The organism is Psychrobacillus glaciei, from assembly GCF_008973485.1.
GTDB lineage: Bacteria > Bacillota > Bacilli > Bacillales_A > Planococcaceae > Psychrobacillus > Psychrobacillus glaciei.
The window spans coordinates 868,731-887,067 of sequence record NZ_CP031223.1; the positions used below are offsets into that span (position 1 = coordinate 868,731).

14 protein-coding genes and 1 pseudogene are annotated in these 18,337 nt (G+C 35.9%); 6 read left to right on the forward strand and 9 right to left on the reverse strand.

The window, feature by feature from the left end; all coding sequences use genetic code 11:
* The first annotated feature begins 2 nt into the window (after window positions 1-2).
* On the forward strand, window positions 3-914 hold the full coding sequence (gene rbsK, locus PB01_RS04020) for a ribokinase (RefSeq protein ID WP_151698997.1): 912 nt from the start codon (window positions 3-5) through the stop codon (window positions 912-914).
* A 1,038-nt stretch (window positions 915-1,952) separates the two neighbouring features.
* Here rbsK and PB01_RS04025 read toward each other — a convergent pair.
* The 6 genes and pseudogenes from PB01_RS04025 to PB01_RS04050 all read right to left on the reverse strand — a co-directional run bounded on the left by PB01_RS04025 (window position 1,953) and on the right by PB01_RS04050 (window position 9,220).
* Window positions 1,953-2,495, reverse strand: a complete 543-nt coding sequence (locus PB01_RS04025) for a YusW family protein (RefSeq protein ID WP_151698998.1) — start codon at window positions 2,493-2,495, stop codon at window positions 1,953-1,955.
* 114 nt (window positions 2,496-2,609) lie between these two features.
* A pseudogene (locus PB01_RS04030) lies at window positions 2,610-3,467 on the reverse strand (IS3 family transposase); the annotation flags it as partial.
* Window positions 3,467-3,811 (reverse strand): transposase, encoded by a 345-nt coding sequence (locus tag PB01_RS04035; RefSeq protein WP_192797467.1) that lies wholly within the window; start codon window positions 3,809-3,811, stop codon window positions 3,467-3,469. The pseudogene PB01_RS04030 and the gene PB01_RS04035, both read right to left, overlap by 1 nt.
* A gap of 1,150 nt (window positions 3,812-4,961) precedes the next feature.
* Window positions 4,962-5,336 (reverse strand): carboxymuconolactone decarboxylase family protein, encoded by a 375-nt coding sequence (locus PB01_RS04040; protein ID WP_151699000.1) that lies wholly within the window; start codon window positions 5,334-5,336, stop codon window positions 4,962-4,964.
* A gap of 1 nt (window position 5,337) precedes the next feature.
* Entirely contained in the window at window positions 5,338-6,972 is a 1,635-nt protein-coding gene (locus tag PB01_RS04045; RefSeq protein ID WP_151699001.1) for a thiamine pyrophosphate-binding protein, read from the reverse strand.
* Window positions 6,973-6,994: 22 nt separating this feature from the next.
* On the reverse strand, window positions 6,995-9,220 hold the full coding sequence (locus PB01_RS04050; protein ID WP_151699002.1) for an EAL domain-containing protein: 2,226 nt from the start codon (window positions 9,218-9,220) through the stop codon (window positions 6,995-6,997).
* A gap of 485 nt (window positions 9,221-9,705) precedes the next feature.
* Between PB01_RS04050 and PB01_RS04055 the strand changes: the two genes are divergently transcribed.
* Together PB01_RS04055 and PB01_RS21200 are read left to right on the forward strand one after the other, a co-directional pair.
* Window positions 9,706-9,978 carry a PD-(D/E)XK nuclease family transposase gene (locus tag PB01_RS04055; RefSeq protein ID WP_151699003.1) on the forward strand — a complete coding sequence of 91 codons (273 nt, stop codon included), beginning with the start codon at window positions 9,706-9,708 and terminating at the stop codon, window positions 9,976-9,978.
* Window positions 9,979-10,194: 216 nt separating this feature from the next.
* Window positions 10,195-10,533, forward strand: a complete 339-nt coding sequence (locus PB01_RS21200) for a hypothetical protein (RefSeq protein ID WP_225986159.1) — start codon at window positions 10,195-10,197, stop codon at window positions 10,531-10,533.
* A gap of 386 nt (window positions 10,534-10,919) precedes the next feature.
* Here PB01_RS21200 and PB01_RS04065 read toward each other — a convergent pair whose 3' ends face one another.
* Together PB01_RS04065 and PB01_RS04070 are read right to left on the reverse strand one after the other, a co-directional pair.
* The gene (locus PB01_RS04065; RefSeq protein ID WP_151699004.1) at window positions 10,920-11,891 is read right to left on the reverse strand and encodes a hypothetical protein; all 972 of its coding nucleotides are present in this window, start codon (window positions 11,889-11,891) and stop codon (window positions 10,920-10,922) included.
* A 396-nt stretch (window positions 11,892-12,287) separates the two neighbouring features.
* A complete protein-coding gene (locus PB01_RS04070; protein WP_151699005.1) occupies window positions 12,288-12,674 on the reverse strand; it encodes an OsmC family protein in 387 nt (128 codons plus the stop codon).
* Between the two features lie 398 nt (window positions 12,675-13,072).
* On the opposite strand from PB01_RS04070, the gene PB01_RS04075 reads away from it, so the two are divergent.
* Window positions 13,073-14,365 (forward strand): ATP-binding protein, encoded by a 1,293-nt coding sequence (locus PB01_RS04075; RefSeq protein ID WP_151699006.1) that lies wholly within the window; start codon window positions 13,073-13,075, stop codon window positions 14,363-14,365.
* Between the two features lie 592 nt (window positions 14,366-14,957).
* A complete protein-coding gene (locus tag PB01_RS04080; protein WP_151699007.1) occupies window positions 14,958-15,752 on the forward strand; it encodes an undecaprenyl pyrophosphate synthase in 795 nt (264 codons plus the stop codon).
* A gap of 550 nt (window positions 15,753-16,302) precedes the next feature.
* Here the strand turns inward: PB01_RS04080 and PB01_RS04085 are convergent.
* The gene (locus PB01_RS04085; RefSeq protein ID WP_151699008.1) at window positions 16,303-17,139 is read right to left on the reverse strand and encodes a putative bifunctional diguanylate cyclase/phosphodiesterase; all 837 of its coding nucleotides are present in this window, start codon (window positions 17,137-17,139) and stop codon (window positions 16,303-16,305) included.
* Between the two features lie 266 nt (window positions 17,140-17,405).
* Here PB01_RS04085 and PB01_RS04090 point away from each other — a divergent pair, with 266 nt between their 5' ends.
* Window positions 17,406-18,281: a helix-turn-helix domain-containing protein gene (locus PB01_RS04090; RefSeq protein WP_225986248.1), complete on the forward strand. Its 876-nt coding sequence runs from the start codon at window positions 17,406-17,408 to the stop codon at window positions 18,279-18,281.
* Window positions 18,282-18,337 lie beyond the last annotated feature (56 nt).

Here is an 18,337-nt window from a genome sequence, read left to right on the forward strand (position 1 = left end):
TTATGAATATAACTGTCGTAGGGAGTACCAATATGGACCTTGTATATCGTGTTCCCCATATTGTTAAAGCTGGTGAAACGTTGCACAGTACACAACATGAACTGTTCTTTGGTGGAAAAGGTGCAAACCAAGCGGTGACTGCTGGACAATTAGGAGCCGAAGTTAACTTTATAGGAAACGTTGGTGTAGACGACTTTGGTGAAAAAGTGAAACGTAACTTGCAGGAAAAACGGGTAAATACAACCGCCATAAGAACAGTTGGATTAACGGGGCAAGCAATTATTCAAGTTGCCGATTCCGGGGAAAATTCAATCGTTCTATTTCCTGGTACAAATTTCCTTGTTTCAACCGAACAAATTGAAGCTAGTAAAGAAATAATTGAAAGCAGTCAAGTCTTGCTTTTACAATTGGAAATTCCGATACCTACAGTCGAGCTTGCTGCTAATATTGCACAATCAACAGGTGTACATATCATATTAAACCCTGCTCCTGCTCAAAAATTAAGTGATTCTTTATTGAGTAAAGTTTCCATATTAACTCCAAATGAAACGGAGTTAGAAGTACTAACTGGGTTGAAAACGGAAACCGACGAAGATTTATTGCAAGCATGTTCCTTATTACTAAAAAAAGGTGTAGGAGCAGTAGTCGTCACTCTAGGTGAAAAAGGTGCTTTTTACATGAATGAACAGGAGCATGGACGAGTGCAAGCAAAAAAAGTAGAAGTGAAAGATACAACCGGCGCTGGAGATGCATTTAATGGTGCGTTGGCGGTTGCTATATGTCAAGGGAAATCATTAAAAGACAGTATTGTATACGCATCTAATGTTGCTTCTTATGTTGTGACACAAATGGGTGCACAACCGATTTTTCCTGTCTCTGTGCCACAAATAAATACGGACTGTTCTGACAATTAGCAACGATTCAGGACAGGTCTGTCGATTGGCCAAAAATGACCAGTAAATTACCGCTTAACTTTATCTATGCAGCATCTATTTAAACTAGCATCGCTCTTATTAAAGCGGGCAAGGAACACATTGTTTGTGTAATGCGGCTTAAAGATGTTCTATTAAGTGACCGCTAAGATTTTCGCTGCAGGGCGGACGCTTTCCGCCGGGTGAGCGATGAGCCATCGCCGACGCTACGCGTTCGCCTGCGATGGCTCATCTGTCTCACTCTTCCGGCCGGAGTCGCCGCCCTTTCGCTTCAATCCCATAGGTGCCTTGCTATCTAATTCAGTCTCGTCGCACTACAGCAAAGGTATCCACTTTTTATATATGTATATAATTGTCCAATAAATCATGCGAAATATATGGATAGTTCGCACTTAATAAGTCTTATCTCATATCATGCCAAATAAAAGCTGTATATTGAGACAATGGTAGCGTTCAGCAGCCAGTTTGTCGCTCTTGTGATAGTTTTTGTCACGTTCACCATGTGATTTGTCGCATTCATCCATTTTATGGATTTTATCTTTGTAAAAACATTACATAAAGTCGGATTTAGCGCGGCGGTAAATTGCATTTGCGACGAGCTCGCGCAGGAGCATGAGACTCCTAAGGGAATAGCGTAAGCTGAAGACCCCGCAGCGCAGCGAGGAGGCTGGGGCAATGCCCGCGGAAAGCGAATACCAGAGCGCTAAATCCAGGTGGTTACTATTTAGATTACATGTTGCGCACTATATAAAAAATCCGTTCTATTTTACGCGTAATAAAAATCCGCTGTGTACCCCAATTTGTACCTTCATCCAAACCGAAACGAAACAAAACAAACAAATCCTAACGAAGATTTTAATGCTTTCCTTGCAAGTATTTTGTGTAACAAAGTGGTTAATCAACAGGCGTAAATTCAGGATTCTTTACAACAACAAATACCTCCTACACTCAATGGATATAGTGTAGGAGGTATTTGGTTTTATTGAAGTATAATGCTTTATATAAGATTGTTAGAGCCGTTTACTTACCATCCTCGAAACTAGCTTTGGTGTTGTCTTGGAATGTGATTTCCATATCGAATTTTACATAATCTTTCTCAAGATCGAACACATCGAGTGCCTGCTGAATTGCATCCTCTTTTGATGTATCCTTGGAGATTGTCAGTTTTTTAAGTCTAGGATAAATTTCATCAAACGCTTCCTGCCCTTTCAAGTTAACATTGTTCAACTCGTCTTCCAGTTTCGCTTCGACTATTCCGTTATCCTGTTCGATTTCAAGCTCATATTCTTTATTCTTTCCGTAATCGACTTCCAGTTCGAACTCTGCATAATCCAACTCGTCCATGTTTTGCTTCATAGACGTACCATCGTCCCCAAGTGTAACGGAAGAACCGCTCCCTGTTGTAGTACTATCCGATGTATCTGTGCCGTTCGTCATTCCGGAATCTGTAGTAGTAGAGGTATTTTCCGTTCCATTATTGTCTGCATTTGGATTACTACCGCACGCACCTAGTAGCAATGCAGTTGCAAGCATAGTTCCTGCTAGTGATGTTGTTTTTCTCATGTTGTATTCCTCCAGTTGTCTTATTGTTATCCTATGTACTATTCCCGATTCGTGGGAATTCAAACGCGTCCCTGTAGTCTAGCCCCTATTTTATGGACAGTGTAGAATTGTGCATTAGCTAGCTGAATGTTTTAACTTTAAATAAGCTGCTGGACTTAAATAACCCAGTCTTTTTTGACCACGGTTTTCGTTAAAATATGCAATGTATAAGAGTAAATCTTTCTTTACCTGTTTGGCATTGTCTGTGGCATACAAGTGCGGGAATTCTGTCTTTAAATGCGAAAAAAAGCTCTCAATTACAGCGTTATCCCAGCAGTTTGCCTTCCGAGACATACTTGGTGAAAATTGGAGTTTCTTGGCAAGATTTTTATACTTAAAAGACTTATAGACACTTCCTTGATCAGAGTGAATGATGACGTTTGTTAAGTCGGGCAACTTTCTCGTTTTCATTGCTTGTTTAACAGTAGTTTCTACCAGGTTTGCAGTTGGACTATCGCTCATTTCAAATGCAATAATCTCTCGATTACAAAGATCCATGATTGCAGAAACGTAAAATTTTTCTTCTTCCACAGTAATCTCAGATAGATCGGTAACCCATTTACGATTGGGCAGCGAAGCATCAAAATCGCGATTAAGAAGGTTTGGATATACCCATTCAGATTGTGCATCTTTCTTAGACTGGAAGTATTTCTTAACACGAATTTTAGATTTGATATTCATCTCATTCATTAAACGTGATACTCGTTTGTGATTAATTATATGATTATGATTCTCTTTCAGTTCACCGGCAATTTGTTTCACACCAATGGTGCCGCCAGTAAAATCATATAAGCTTTGAATGACCTTACTATCAATTTGATCTCGCTCAGAAAGAGATTTTTGAGGCTGCACAATATAGTTGTAATATCCACTGGTTGATACTCTTAGTGCTTTACAAAGTATAGTTACTGGATAATCCTTTCTCAAGGCCGTTACGGCTTCGAAGCACTTCTTTTTTCGTTCTCCTTGAGAAAGGCCTGGAACTTTTTTAAGATCTCATTTTGTATCAATTGCTCCTTATACTTCTTTTCAATATCTCTTAATCGGTTTAGTTCTTCTGTATGTTCAATCAAATCTGATTTCTCATAGTGTGAGTGAAGTGCATCTTCTCCATGTTCTCTGTATAGTTTCAACCACCCTGTCAATGAATTAATATGAATTTCCATTTCGTCCGCGACATCTTGCCTGTTACGTTTTTTCAGACGTACTTCATTCACTGCAAATAACTTTTGTTCATATGTGAGTTGACGTTTTTTTGTTTTCTTTCGAATGTTCATGATTATGCCCCTCTCAAATCGTTGTATTTGCACAATTATAACACTCCATGTGTCCATTATAAGGGGGTCGACCACTGTGTCACGAAAAATTCTGCACTATTCTGATGATTAACTACAATTCAATAATGAATATTATGTATGTAAAACCAAAACCATTTAAGAAATCTAATATGATGCCGTTTATCACGTCTGTTATTTAACTATTTTCTTACATTTTAGTAAAAAGGGTTAATAGAATTCATTTGCATTTACAGGTTTTCGGTTTACTTTGGACACTTTAGAAATAGTGCGACTAAGTAAACTCTAAGATTTCCGCTCTAGGCAGATGCTTTCCGCGGGGGGGAGCGATGAGCCAGCACCGTCGTATGCGCACCGCTTGTGATGGCTTATCCATCTCCGAGGAATGAAGAATAAGAGCGCCACATCGTGTGGTAACGTCTTCGTGACCAACATCCTGTTGACCTCCGTCTAGAGTCGCCGCCTGCCGCTCCAATCCAATGACATTTGCTAGCTAACTAGTTTGATTATCCTACTAAATTAAGGGATATGCTCAACAGTGAAATAGTGCACCATTAATAGGAACCTCTCATGCCAAGTAAAAAGCTTTACTAAAAGATGTTTTCCGCGATTGGAATAGGTTTTGTCGCTTTCAAAGGGTAGTATGTCGCGTTCATAAACTGTTATGTTTCACACAGCTATTTATTGGCTTTCTTTTTTAGAAAATGAGGATACTTATTGCCGGGGCGCAGCTCGAGTTGGCTCATGCAAGGTACGCCAAGTACGGAGGCATACTGCGCACTATTTCTAAAATATAATTTGTTGGTTGACTTTAGTTAATTCATCTATGTTATTGGGAATAATTAGCTAGTCAACAGACGTGGCCTTTTATATACTCGAGAGAATGGGGAGTTTTGCAATAAAAAAGAACTACTCTGAAAATTAGAAGCGATTTGAATAGTAGGAAACATAGGTAGAAACACAAAAATAATTCTTACCGCACTATAGTTTTTACCGATTCAAGTCAAATAAACGCACAAATGCCCACCTTTCAGTAGGTGGGCATTTGGTAGTATTTAGCTGGTTTCACTTAAAATTTTCCCATTCTAGCAGAAGAGCTGTAGCCCAACTTAGATTAGAAACACTCGAACCATCATTCTGTTTCTTTAAAAATCTCCCCGGCTATTCCCATTGCCTGAACGGCTTTTGGGAACCCGACGTAACCGATACAGTGGATGATGATCTCGATAATTTCTTCTTTTGTAAGTCCAACTTTCAGGGCTCCATGTAAGTGAACTTTAAGCTGATCGAAAGCTCCTTGAGTGATCAGTGTTGTGATTGTAACAATTTCTCGTTGAGCGAGAGAAAGGGTTTTTCTAGAGTAAAGATCTCCAAAGCCAAAAGCTACAATCATTTCCCATAAATCAGGAGAAATATTTTTCATTTCTTTCATTCCATTACGTACTTCTTGTGGAAATAATTCTTCCATTGTACGTAAACCGGATGCATATCGCGTGTTGTTTTCCATATTATTGCCTCCCCATAGTTGGTGGTATTTCGTTTTCATCTACTATTACTTCAATCACGATCGGTTTGCTGGTTTCTTCAATCTTATGTAATGCTTCTATAATACTATCAGATAAATCAAAAGGGGTGTAACACGTATATGCTTCCAGTCCCATAGATTCGGCAAAGCGGGCTACATTGAGCGGAGTCTCATAAACTCCACCGATAGACGTGCCAATCATTTTTTGCATTCCTTTTTCCACCATGTCTAATCGTCCATTATTCAACACGATGAACAGGACAGGGGAGTTATAATTATATGCCGTTGAAAGTTCCGTGCCGTGCATGAACATACATCCATCTCCAACTAAGCACACAATCGTTTCTTCAGGGGCTGCTAGTTTTGCTCCTATGGAATAGCCAATTCCGTTACCCATTGCACCGAATATATCATCAAAGTAAAAAGTCCCAGGCTTGTAAATGTCAAAGTATTTGATACCGTAAAAAGAGTGGCTTCCATCATCTCCGAAAATAATCGTTTCCTCTGGAAGTGCATACCGCATCGCTCGTAATACTTGAACTGCAGACATTCGCTCTCCTGTTTCATTTTCATGAAGCGGTACCCGCTCGATATGTGTTAAAAATGATTCGCTATTGGTTTTCGGTATATCCTTTAAAATAGCTGTCAGATTCGCTTGTATGTCGCCTAGTATCGGGGTAGTTGGTACTAGGATAGATTTCCCGATAAAGGTTGGGTCATAATCGAAGTGAACGATATGCTCCGGATACATTGCTTCCGATAATCCGGCGATTGACATATCACTTAGTTTTGATCCGATGACAAGGAGCAGGTCCACCTTCTCATGAAAGTATTCTGTTGCTTCGGTAGTACCACCCAATCCAAATGCACCTAACGAAAGCGTATGATTGGAAGGAAATGCCCCTTTTCCTCCTGGTGTTGTAATGACAGGGATGTTCCAATGCTCGGCAAGATGCTGTACTTCTCCGTAAGCTTTACTGGAATGAACTCCTTTTCCTAGGAATAGAAGTGGGCGTTTGGCTACATTTAATTTATCGATAACTTCACTCGTTATAGGTGAAATCATTTCATAGGATACTGGTAACTCCAATTGGAATGGCTCGATCTGTTCTAACAGAATATCAAATGGGATGGACAGGTGCACAGGTCCTTTGACACCTGAGCATGCTTTTTCAATCGCATGTTGCAGGTAAGGCTGTAGCATATCCGCCCGTTCTACCCGTGCACTAAATTTCGTTACAGACTTAAACATTTCTACAAGATCAGCACCAAATATGCTGGAATCCTGACCCATTGCTTTTCCGGTATCTTTCATCGAAGGGTGGCCTGTAATGATTAATAATGGTACATTAGAGGCTTTTGCCTGGCCAGCAGCTGTAAGCATATTTGTCCCACCTGGTCCAGAAGTGCCGACTGCGACCCCGATTTTCTGATTCATTAATGCATAGCCTGAAGCTTCAAATCCTGCTGCTGCTTCGTGTTTACTTAATACAAATTCCATATCATGGCGCAATATCTCGAATAATATAGGAGATATTGCCTTTCCTGGAATACCAAAAATATGATCGATTCCCCAATGTTTAAAATTCGCTACTAATACGGATGAAGTCGTTTTCATACTGTCATTCTCCCTTTGTAATCTATCGTTGTACTAAATAAATCTTCTCGATTTTGTCCGCTGGAAGTGGTTTGCTAAAGAAATAACCTTGTGAGATATCACACTGGTGATTCTTCAGAAAATCGAGCTGATCCTTTGTTTCAACACCTTCTGCGATCACCTCCTTATGAAGGTTGTGAGCTAACGTGATAATCGCTTTTACAATTATGGCATCCTTCTCATTGTTCATTAATTCACTCACGAAGGACCTATCGATCTTAATATAATCAATTGGAAAATTCTTTAGATAATTTAGTGAACTATAACCTGTCCCAAAATCATCGATACTGATGCCAATACCGAGCGTTTTCAGCTGTTCCAATACTTGAATAGAGTAGTCGTACTCCATTGCCATATATTCGGTGATTTCCACTACAACATATGCCGGATCGATAGCTGTACGTTCTAACACTTCTTCCATAAAAGAAATGAGATTTCTAGTAAGAAATTGTTGCGTAGATAGATTAACTGAAATTTTTACCGGCATCATTCCAGCATCTTGCCATTTTTTGTTTTGTGAACAGGCCTCATCGATAACCCACTCGCCGATTTGAGTGATTAATCCGTTTTCTTCTGCTAGTTTTATAAACTTTCCTGGAGGTATCAGACCTAATGTAGGATGCTGCCAGCGAATTAACGCTTCCAATCCAACTAATACACCGGTATTATTATGAATTTGTGGCTGATAATAGAGAACAAATTCCTTATTCTCCAAAGCCTTTCTTAAATCCACCTCTAGCATGTATTCGTCCATCATTTCATTTAATAATTCAGCATTATGAACGACATAGCAATTCTTCCCTTGTGCTTTTGCCTGATACATAGCGTTATCCGCATAGACCATAAGGTTTTCCATTGAAATAGGGTAATCGGGATAAAATGCAACCCCAATACTAGCTGTTGTATGTAATTCTTTCCTACCGACATGAAAAGGTTGAAGAAACAGTTGTAGTATCTCTTCGGCTTTTTTTGTAGCATAATCAATATCAACAAAGTCTGTAAGTAGGAAGATAAATTCATCGCCACCCATTCGGGCAAGTATATCCTTTTCCCCTAGACAACAACTTAAGCGTTTACTTACCTCAATCAGTAGCTCATCTCCGTAAGAATGACTAAAGTTATCATTAATGGTTTTAAAACGATCCAAATCAATGTATAAAAGAGCCAAGGTCCGATGATGGCCTTCGTGCAATTCTTTGATAATGGCTTCTATTTCTTTTTTTATAAATCGTCTGTTTGGGAGATTTGTTAAATCATCATGATAAGCTAAGTAGTTGTATTTCTCTTGCAGTAAATAACGATCTGAAATGTCCCTGAACTGACCAAAGGCTCCTATCATTTTATCTTCTTCATAAATTGGTTGCGCATCGAAAAGGCACACAGTGAGGTTACCCGCATCATCTATAAATTGTATTTCTTCATTATTAAATATTTTTTCCTGGTCAAGTACTTCTTTAAAATAGACACCTGTCAGAGGGGATTCACGAATGTTTCTACCCACAACCGAATCTCTACTGTTATTCGATATTTTTTGGGCAAAACGATTAAACTCAGTAGTAATCCCTTTCTCATCCGTTATAACAATTCCATTTCTAGTCCTGCTTAACATAATCTGATTCATAATATTAAGCTTTTTATTTTGTTTTATTAATAGTAGTTCTCTTTCAATCGAGTCAACCGCCTGAGTTAGCATCGTTAAGAAAAGTGCATTCTGAAACTGGATGGGCATCATGATGCACACACTACCAAGCAAGTTATTTTCATCCGTATAGTGAAATGCAGTCCCGTAACAAGCAATGGTATGAAGAAACGTATGAAAATGCTGATCTCCAATAATACTGATTGGGTGCTTTTGCTGCAAAGCTAGACTAATAACATTCGTTCCTGTATCAACTTGGGTGAATTGGCTGCCACGAATAATCCCGAATTGTTCGATGGTAGACTTTATAGTTTCATCTCCTTCAATTTCAAGAAGGTAACCAGTTGCATCCGAAACAACCACAAGTATTGGAGTGCCTTTTAAGGAATCCAGTAGCTTATTTGAGAAAAAACTCACAACTGACAGTATTTCACTATATGATTTTCTCTTCTTATCAAACTCTACTTCGTTTAAATGATTCTTTGGTTTTGATACTTCATTTGGATCCATCCCAGCCTCTATGCACAATCTCTTAGATTCAATAATGTAGTATGGTTCCGTTGTATTCATATTCTCCTCCTTAAGTCCTTATAGATAATATATATTTTAGCCTAAAAACTAAGTAGAGTTGTTATTTTTTTTAAAAAAATTGTGACCTGTCCCAGTGTAAGAACAATTATACACTATTCTGATAATAGTCGACACTTCAAAAGTAAAAAAAGAGTCCTAATGTAAGGAATGATTCTACATTCTGACAATTTACTACAATTCAAGATTCTTCCTATCCAAGAATCTCTTCTACACTTGAATAAATAAAGTGTAGGAGAGATTTTTTTTTAATGACGTGCATAGCCCACTGAGGACTGCGTTGCATTATTACAGTATATAGATAACAAATTAGGTTTCCCAGTTAGCTGAGCAATTAGGTTGAAGTAATGCCGATGAATAGGAAACTTGTGTTCTGTAGTGTAATAAAGAGAGAGGAGATGATGGTTTTGGTTAGCTTGGTTCGTGAAGAAAGAGTCAATATACGGAAGAACTTTTGAATCTTCGAAATGATTTTGTATTTAAGACCTTTTTTTGGAAGTAAGAGAAGCAATCATTTACTACGTGAATTACTAAATGCGGTATTGGAAGACAAAATTATATCCGTTGAAATTAGAAATACAAACTTTCAGATGATGCATTCAAATGACAAAGCTTCTTCTATGGATCTTTGTGCGATCATGGGAAGTGGAGAGCAGATTAATATTGAGATGCAAGAACATGGACATCGGGCACTTCCAGAAATAATATCGATAGCACTTAAAAACTTAGAATTCTACTAATTTAAAGCAAGTCTAATGGACTAATTAAATTTCACTTTCAAAAAGAGGATTTTAACCTTTTTTAGGATGACATCCCACAAAAGATAAGCATATTATGTATATCCACGAGCTAGTTTCTTTAGTTTGTCCGTGTGTTTCTTATGTCAATTTTGAAGGCAATGAGTCTGACACAAGATGTTGGATCTAGGAGTTATAAAGAAGAAGGAAAAAAGGTTAATGAGGAAACAATATTTTCATCACATGCAATTCTTTGAAGGATACGTACGAAATTACCGAAGACTAAATCTATCTTCCGCACATAATTGTTCCATGTTTACAAAAAGAGAAATAGATTATTTTGCTAATCTAGGTGAGATATTTGGATTTGATGCATTTGTGGAAGATACTAAATTTGATAAGTTACTTACACATTCAGGGCAAATAGACTTATCATGGCGGAAGTGGGATAAACGGCATGACGAGGAGAATTTCTTGTATCCTGCACTTCACTTAGAAAGAGAATATATCTGGAGTAAAGATGAGGAAACAATTAGAAAGCTCTTTTCCGACACGTAAGAGGGCCTTGTTCCACGTAATGTAATATATAATCTATGGAGAGAATAGACGATCTAAACAGCTTGGTCATTCCAAAAAATAGGCTTTAAATGTCTAATGTATTAATGGTCTATCGTTATTATGATTCATATCTTACAATCTAACGAGAATGTGCCTATTATTTCACACCCACAGGTTTATTTAAAACAAGGGAAGCATTTGTAAAGAAGACGAGTTAGGATACTGGAATATGCGTTTTCAAGAAGAGTGTGAGGCATTACCAAATAGTCTAGTGATGGTCAAAAGTTAGAGAGCATTTGCATCCCCTATATGAGAGCTAAAGAAAAAAGACCTTTTTGAAGTGTAGCCTAATAGAGGCAGCATTTCAAAAAGGTCTTTTTCATATTCTAGACGTTTTGGATAGTTAGATCATGCGGGGTATCTAGTTTTGATTTCCTATTTTCTATATTGTTTAAATACAACCGTTCAAAATCTTCTTGAGTCAATTGTGTATTCCCTCTATCAAGAAGGTTTTCTTTTAACGTTTTAATAAGTGCGTTTCTTTCTTCGTTTAACTTATTAAACGGATAAATAATTTTGTTATTTACATATTTGACCATATTTTTATTTAAGATTATGCTAACTACTCGATAAGTTAGTAGACAATAAACAAAAGCTCCTATTAATAATCCAAATATGTAACTATTGGTAGGTGCTTTATATACATTCAAAGAAAAAACAGTATACAAAAGAGTTGCACAAAAAACAAGGAACCATGTGTTGACTTTCATTTCTTTACGTTTCTCGTGCAAATTGTATCTAGTAACAACACCGGGTAATACTCTTGTAATGTACTTTTCCATTTTAATGGCTCTTAACGGATTGATTAAATGGAGTATATCTTCATCACTCAACTGATCTACATTCGTCACATTCCGTTTAAGTATGTGAATATCATTTTGAATTCCATTCTTTTCTTGAAGGAAACGTTGGTAACCTAACTGGAATCCTGAATAAGGGATACTAGTAAATAATAACGAAATACCAATAGTACAAAGCCAGGTAATTGCTAAGATACCATTATAGATACTAAAGGTGGAAAGGATGTTCATTTTATTTATCACAAAAACGAAAAAACAGGAGATTCCATAGGATGAAATAGTATTGCTAATAAGAATAGTAATTCCATTCTCCACCTTCTTGCTTAATATTACGTATATACATGACACGACGACTGGATAGGTTAATACAAGAAAATTAAATGATACCAAGTTTTTTATAAGTATTAATAAAGAAGTGGTTGCTCCAACTGCTATTAAACTGAAGAAAATAGCTGAAAATATTTCTTTGTTCTTAATGATACTTTGATCATCTCTCATGGATAACCCCAATTCTATTATTTTTCTACTAGGTAATGAATTAAAACTTCACTATTTTTAGTCATTTGAACTAGAATTTAAATATAAGAAGTAAAATTTTATTTCTGTGTATTACAAATATACTATATAGGTAGGGATAAATAAATAAAAAATTTTCGACATTTTCCAATATTAAGTGACATTCGACTAGTAGGAGGCGCATTTCCCTGTGCTGGACATACTTTAAAGACTATTCTGGTAACTAAATAAAGTTTTCATTGCTTTAGCCCTCATAGTATTTTTTGCTTGTCTGTAATATATACAGAAATAAACGACAAATACTGACTACCTTTTTCCAACCACACAAAAAAAGGAGTAAATCCAATTGAATATGGGATTTACTCCTTTTTTAACACGTTACTCTTTTAGTTCATACGTTTCAACGAGTTCTATTGAACCAATGACAGATTGTGCCATTGAGCAGTTCTTCTTTGTCAATTCTAAAACCTTATCCATTCTAGATGGGTTAATTTCTGGCCCTTCAATGATAAAATGAAGATGAATTTTTTCCACCCTGTTCGCTATCTCCGCATTTCGATTTACTTCCTTGACTTCAATGGTAATGTTTTCAGCAGGCATACGCATTTTTTCTAGGATGTTCCGCATCACACCCCCACTACATACCGCAAGAGAAGAAACAAGCAGTTGATAAGGTCTGAACCCATACTCGTCGTTTCCGGAAATTGTCAACTCTCCGAAGGCAGTTTCTGTAACAAATCCATTCTTCGTCATTTCAAATTTCATAACTATTGGCCCCTTTGAAATAAAATTATATATGATTTTATTAGGAGATGGGAAGCCAGAGGACGATATGAAGGGAGTGAAAAACAATAAACTAGAATATTTTTTTTGATTTATCCAGTCGATGTTGTAACTAAAAAAGCGTTTGAAAAAATTCCTCATTATTCTAATAATGCATTAAAATTCAAAATACTTTATAACTTATAATACCTTCTAGACTTGAGTGAATAAAGGGTAGGAGGTGGTTGTATTTCATTTTTAAGCCTTTACTCTAAAATTAGGGTTTATTGGTGCCCAACCATCAAATGATCAACAGAAGTGAAGTTGCTCAATCAAGGATTATATGTGACAATATAACTAAATATCATATAGATGTATGAATCATGCCAAGGGGATAGAAAATGAAACCTAATAAGGATATTTTCCGGATAATACCATTTTTATACGTAATTATAGGGCCGATTTGGATTATCGGTACAGATTATTTAATAAGTATTTCTAACTTTTCTGATGAAAAGGCTATTTTAATGGATAAATTTAAAGGTTTGTTATTCGTTATCCTCACCGCGGTACTTTTGTTTGTCTTGATAAAAAATCTAAGGGACACTAAACAAATCGAAGAGGAAAAAGAGAAGCTCTCGTTGTTAATTGATGCAATGCCTGACTTTGTCTTATTTAAAGATGGGGAAGGAAAGTTGCTGCAAATAAATAAGTTTGGTTCAGAGTTATTCGAACTGGAGGGTATTGATTATAAAGGTAAGACAGATAAAGAGATGGCGGAATATACAGACTTCTATCATGATGCTCTAATATACTGTATCGGCACGGATGAAGAAGCGTGGAAGGAAGGAAAGATAAGTCGTTGTGAAGAGACAATCCCTTTGCGAGATGGTTCAGATAAATTTTTCGATGCATTCAAAGTGCCTATTTTTAATACGGACGGTTCGAGAAAAGGATTGGTTGTCATTGGAAGAGATATTACCTCTTTAAAAGAAGCAGAAAGCAAGTTAAGACAATCAGAAAAAATGTCTGCATTAGGGGAATTAGCTGCAGGTATTGTACATGAAATACGAAACCCTCTTGCTATCATTCAAGGTTATATGCAAATGAGTCAAGCAAAAAAAATAAATCTTGACGAACATATGGATATCTTAATGGACGAAATAAATCGAATAAATCGTATTGTGAACGAACTATTAATGATTGCGAAACCAGCTGATATTGTTTTGACTAACCAAAACATAAATGCCATTGTAAGAGATGTCGTACAATTGTTTTCAATGGAAGCAACCCAACAAAGCAAGAGATTAAACATGATTGACCTAGAACAATTTGATACAGATTGCAATGAATATAAACTAAAACAAGTTTTTATAAATATTCTAAAAAATGCACTAGAGGCAATCTCCACAGATGGCGAAGTTAACATCACGATATATGAAAAGAATGAGAATTATTTAGCTATTAAGTTTGAGGATAATGGCTGTGGAATGGAAGAAGCTGATTTACATAACATGGGTGATCCCTTTTACAGCTTAAAAGAAAATGGAATTGGCTTAGGAATGACCGTAAGCTATAGCATCATCGAAGCACACAAAGGATCTATCCATATCACAAGCGAAGTGAATGTAGGGACAAGCGTGGAAATATTGTTACCGAAGTCTAAAAGCATCCCTGTGGAAAAAGTGTGTTAAAAACAATTAAACGCTATTCTGCTAATTTATTACAATTCAAGATTCTTCTTATCCAAGAATACCTCCTGCACTTGAATGGTTAATGTGTAGGAGGTATTTAAAAACCAGTCCCTGTGTTAGACAGGCACCTGCCAGATCTATAACCATTATAGAAAAGCTGTTCCAGCAATTCTGAAAATGAGGAGTATTTCAGAGTATCTCTTAAGAGAACATCAGTTTAAAAGAACGACTTACAGCCTGATAATCTAGTGTTTTTTGCTTGCAATAGAGGAAAAGCGTGGACCTTTAAGTGATGGTGTTTGCTAACTTTTAAAGCAACATGTCCTTATATTAGACGAGTTATGCACTATAAGAAGATGGGGAAATTTATCTTTTCAATGAGGAGTGGTCAGAGTGAAAACTTAGGCTGCTTGTTTTGATTTATGAATTACTCATTAAAACATGGTCTTGTGTAAAACTTTTTTGTATAATTCTGAAAATATAAAAAGAGTCTTATATTGTAATTAGCTGTCGAATTTTATAAAGTATTGTACAGGATTTTCTGGTAATATTAATATATATTACTGGAAAAGGTATAAGGTGGGGTAAAAGTATGCTAAGCAAGCTTATCCGTAAAAAGCAACCAGCTTTAAATAGTGAGCTTATAAAAAGAAAAGAACTATCCCAATTAGAACAGTTGCCATCTCATATATCTATTATTATGGATGGAAATGGTAGATGGGCTACTAAACGAACTTTACCAAGGATTGCTGGTCATTACGAAGGGATGAAAACGGTCAAGAAAATAACCAAGTTCGCAAATGAGATTGGTATTAAAACCTTATCCCTCTATGCATTCTCTACGGAAAACTGGAGAAGGCCTAAAAAAGAAGTAGATTATCTTATGCGTTTACCAGAAGAGCTCTTGGGTAAGTATTTACCAGAGTTAATAGAGCAAAATGTTCGAGTAACGATGATAGGTAATCACGAACTCCTTCCTGAACATACTAAAAGAGCGATCACGAATGCAATAGAAGAAACCTTACATAACGATGGTCTTATTTTAAATTTTGCATTCAACTATGGCAGTCGAGATGAGATTGTTCAATCCGTTAAACAAATTGTAAACAAAGTACAGCAGGGGTCGATCTCCAGTGATGAAATTACAGAAGAATTAGTTAGTAGTCATTTAATGACTAACGAATTGACCGAGCCAGATTTACTTATTCGTACTAGTGGTGAAATTCGTTTAAGTAACTTTATGCTTTGGCAGCTTGCGTATACCGAATTTTGGTTCACGGATACTCTTTGGCCAGACTTTGATGAATCTTGCTTAATGGATGCTATTGAAAGTTATCAAAAAAGGAACAGAAAATATGGTGGGCTTAAGCAAGAAGAAGTAAACTAGTAACCTATATTAGTTGATTTGAAACTGGATTCTTCTCAATTAGCAGCTCCTACACATGAAAGATAATGTGTAGGAGTTTTATATTTTGCTCAACAAACCACACCTAATGAGGGGAATCACTTTAGCAGATTTTATCCGAATGTTATCCATGTTCAGATGTGCTAACCTTGATGGATGATTTCCATGAAAGAAGTAGTACATCCAAGACCGCTAAAATAGTCGGTTATCTCTCATAAAGTTAACATATTTTATGTAGGAATGGTTGGTTTTATCCCGGAATTGGTTGCTCTTCCCTGGGATACGCTTTAAACTAGATGCCGCAATTATTATTCTGAGTCTGACATAAAGAAATGATGATATCGAGGTGGAGAGTAAACTGTATAAACTTTCAATATACACAAAAAAGCATTGTTTAATATTCTATGACTATGTTACCAAGGAAAAAAATCAACGCTTTCTAATTTACAAATATTCGAGGATTTTGATGTGAAAGTGGGAATATATAATTTAGACGAAAAAACGAATAGCATGCAAAATATAGATTTTCCGTCTAAATACTATATTCAAGCGGTTCTAAATTATCTTTCTTTAGTAGTTTAACAAATTCATCAGCGGGAATAGGTTTAGAGAACAAATAACCTTGAATCATGCTACAATTATACTTCTGTAACACGGCAAGCTGTTCATTTGTTTCAACACCCTCTGCGATAACATTCATCTTCAATTGATGAGATAATTGGATAATCATTTTTACGATAAAGTTGGAGTCCTCCTCAAGCGAGCTACTTAAGCCTTGAATGAAGGAACGATCAATTTTAAGTATATCTATTTTTCCTTTAAATCTGTTTAGCGATGCGAGAGAAGAATAGCCAGTACCAAAATCGTCAAGTGCGATTTTAATGCCTAAATTTCTTAGCTCATCTAAGACGGAGAAAACTACTTCTTCATTTTCTAATAGTAATGTTTCCGTTATTTCGATTTCTAAGTATTGAGGATCTAGTTTCGTTTCTTTTAAAGTATCCATCACATGGGTAATAAGATCTCTTTCTAAAAAACGAGAAGCAGATAAATTGATGGAAACTGGAATTTTCAGTAGTCCAGCATCTTGCCAAACTTTATTTTGACGGCATGCATTCTTTTTGACCCATTTCCCAATTTCATTTATAAATCCCGTTTTTTCTGCTAAAGGAATAAATTCATTGGGACCAATAATTCCCCACTTTGGATGATTCCACCTTAAAAGAGCTTCTGCACCAATAATTCGATTGGTTTCTGCTGACACTTTAGGCTGATAATACAATTCTAATTCGTTCCGTGCAATTACATATGTAAGGTCTAATTTCAGTGAATTCAATCTAGCTTCGTAGTCTACGGCTTTAGATTTCATCGTCCTTCACCTCGTTTTTTAGTTTCGCTCTTGCACTATTAGAAAAATCCAATAAAATTAAAGAAATGATAACTTTATTGGATTTTGATTAAATTAATGGATATAAGGAAGATCTAATGTAGTAATTGGGTTGTTGATTGATTTAGCTGATTCATTGCTAACATTCGGGTAAAGTGCAACTGCTAATACGATTAATAATATAATAGATAATTTTTTCATGTTTTTTTACCGTCCTTTTTCTATAATATGGGGTGATTTTTTTGGAAATGAAATACTTAGGTCTAGAGATTAGTAAACTTCGAGCAGAATTGGGTATGTCCCAAAAGGAGCTCGCAAAGAATATTTGTACACAGTCGACCATTAGTCGAATTGAAGCTGGAGAGGTGTATCCAGCAATAGATACATTATTAAAGATTGCTTTGGCGCTACAAGTCCCAATTGAGTATTTAATCGAAATGTTATTTCATAAAAATGTTTTAGAAAGTGAAAATTTAATAAAAGATATTGAACTTCACTTAAAAGAGCATAATTATAAACAAGTTATTTCGATTATTAATAAAAATAAAATAGCTTCAGATAATATTTGGTTAAGCTTTTATCTGGAGTACATTTTACATATAGCTCGTTACGCCTTAAAAATTTTATCACCTGAAGAATGCATAAATAGTATAAAAAATATTTTAAACTCTTCAAACCAAACAACCATCCAATTCCGTTTCTTGCATATAAAAATTAACAATTCAATTGCAAATGTATACGGCGAAATTGGTGAAAGTCATAAAAGCCTGTATTACTATAATAAAATCCTAAAAGAGCACATGCATAAAAGCTATAGTGATAATAAAATTCATGAAACTCTCATTACGGTTTTATTTAATAAATGTAAAACATTATATGATCTAAATGACATTGAAGGTGCTTTAGAGACTGCAAATCAAGGGATCAAAAAATCAAAGGAAACAACCTTTATCTTTTTAGCTGGCCAATTCTTATACTATAAGGGCCAATGCTTAGAAAAAAAAACTGCTCCATTCGCAGAAATAAAAGAAGTGTATCAACAAGCTTTGTTTATCTTTCAATTCCTAGAACTTCCTTTTTACATTCAAGCGATCGAGCAAAATAAAAAACAATACTTAGTCTAAATTGGGCTACTTTGTTTGCAATTTATAATAGTTTCTATTGATTGAACGGTTTCCTC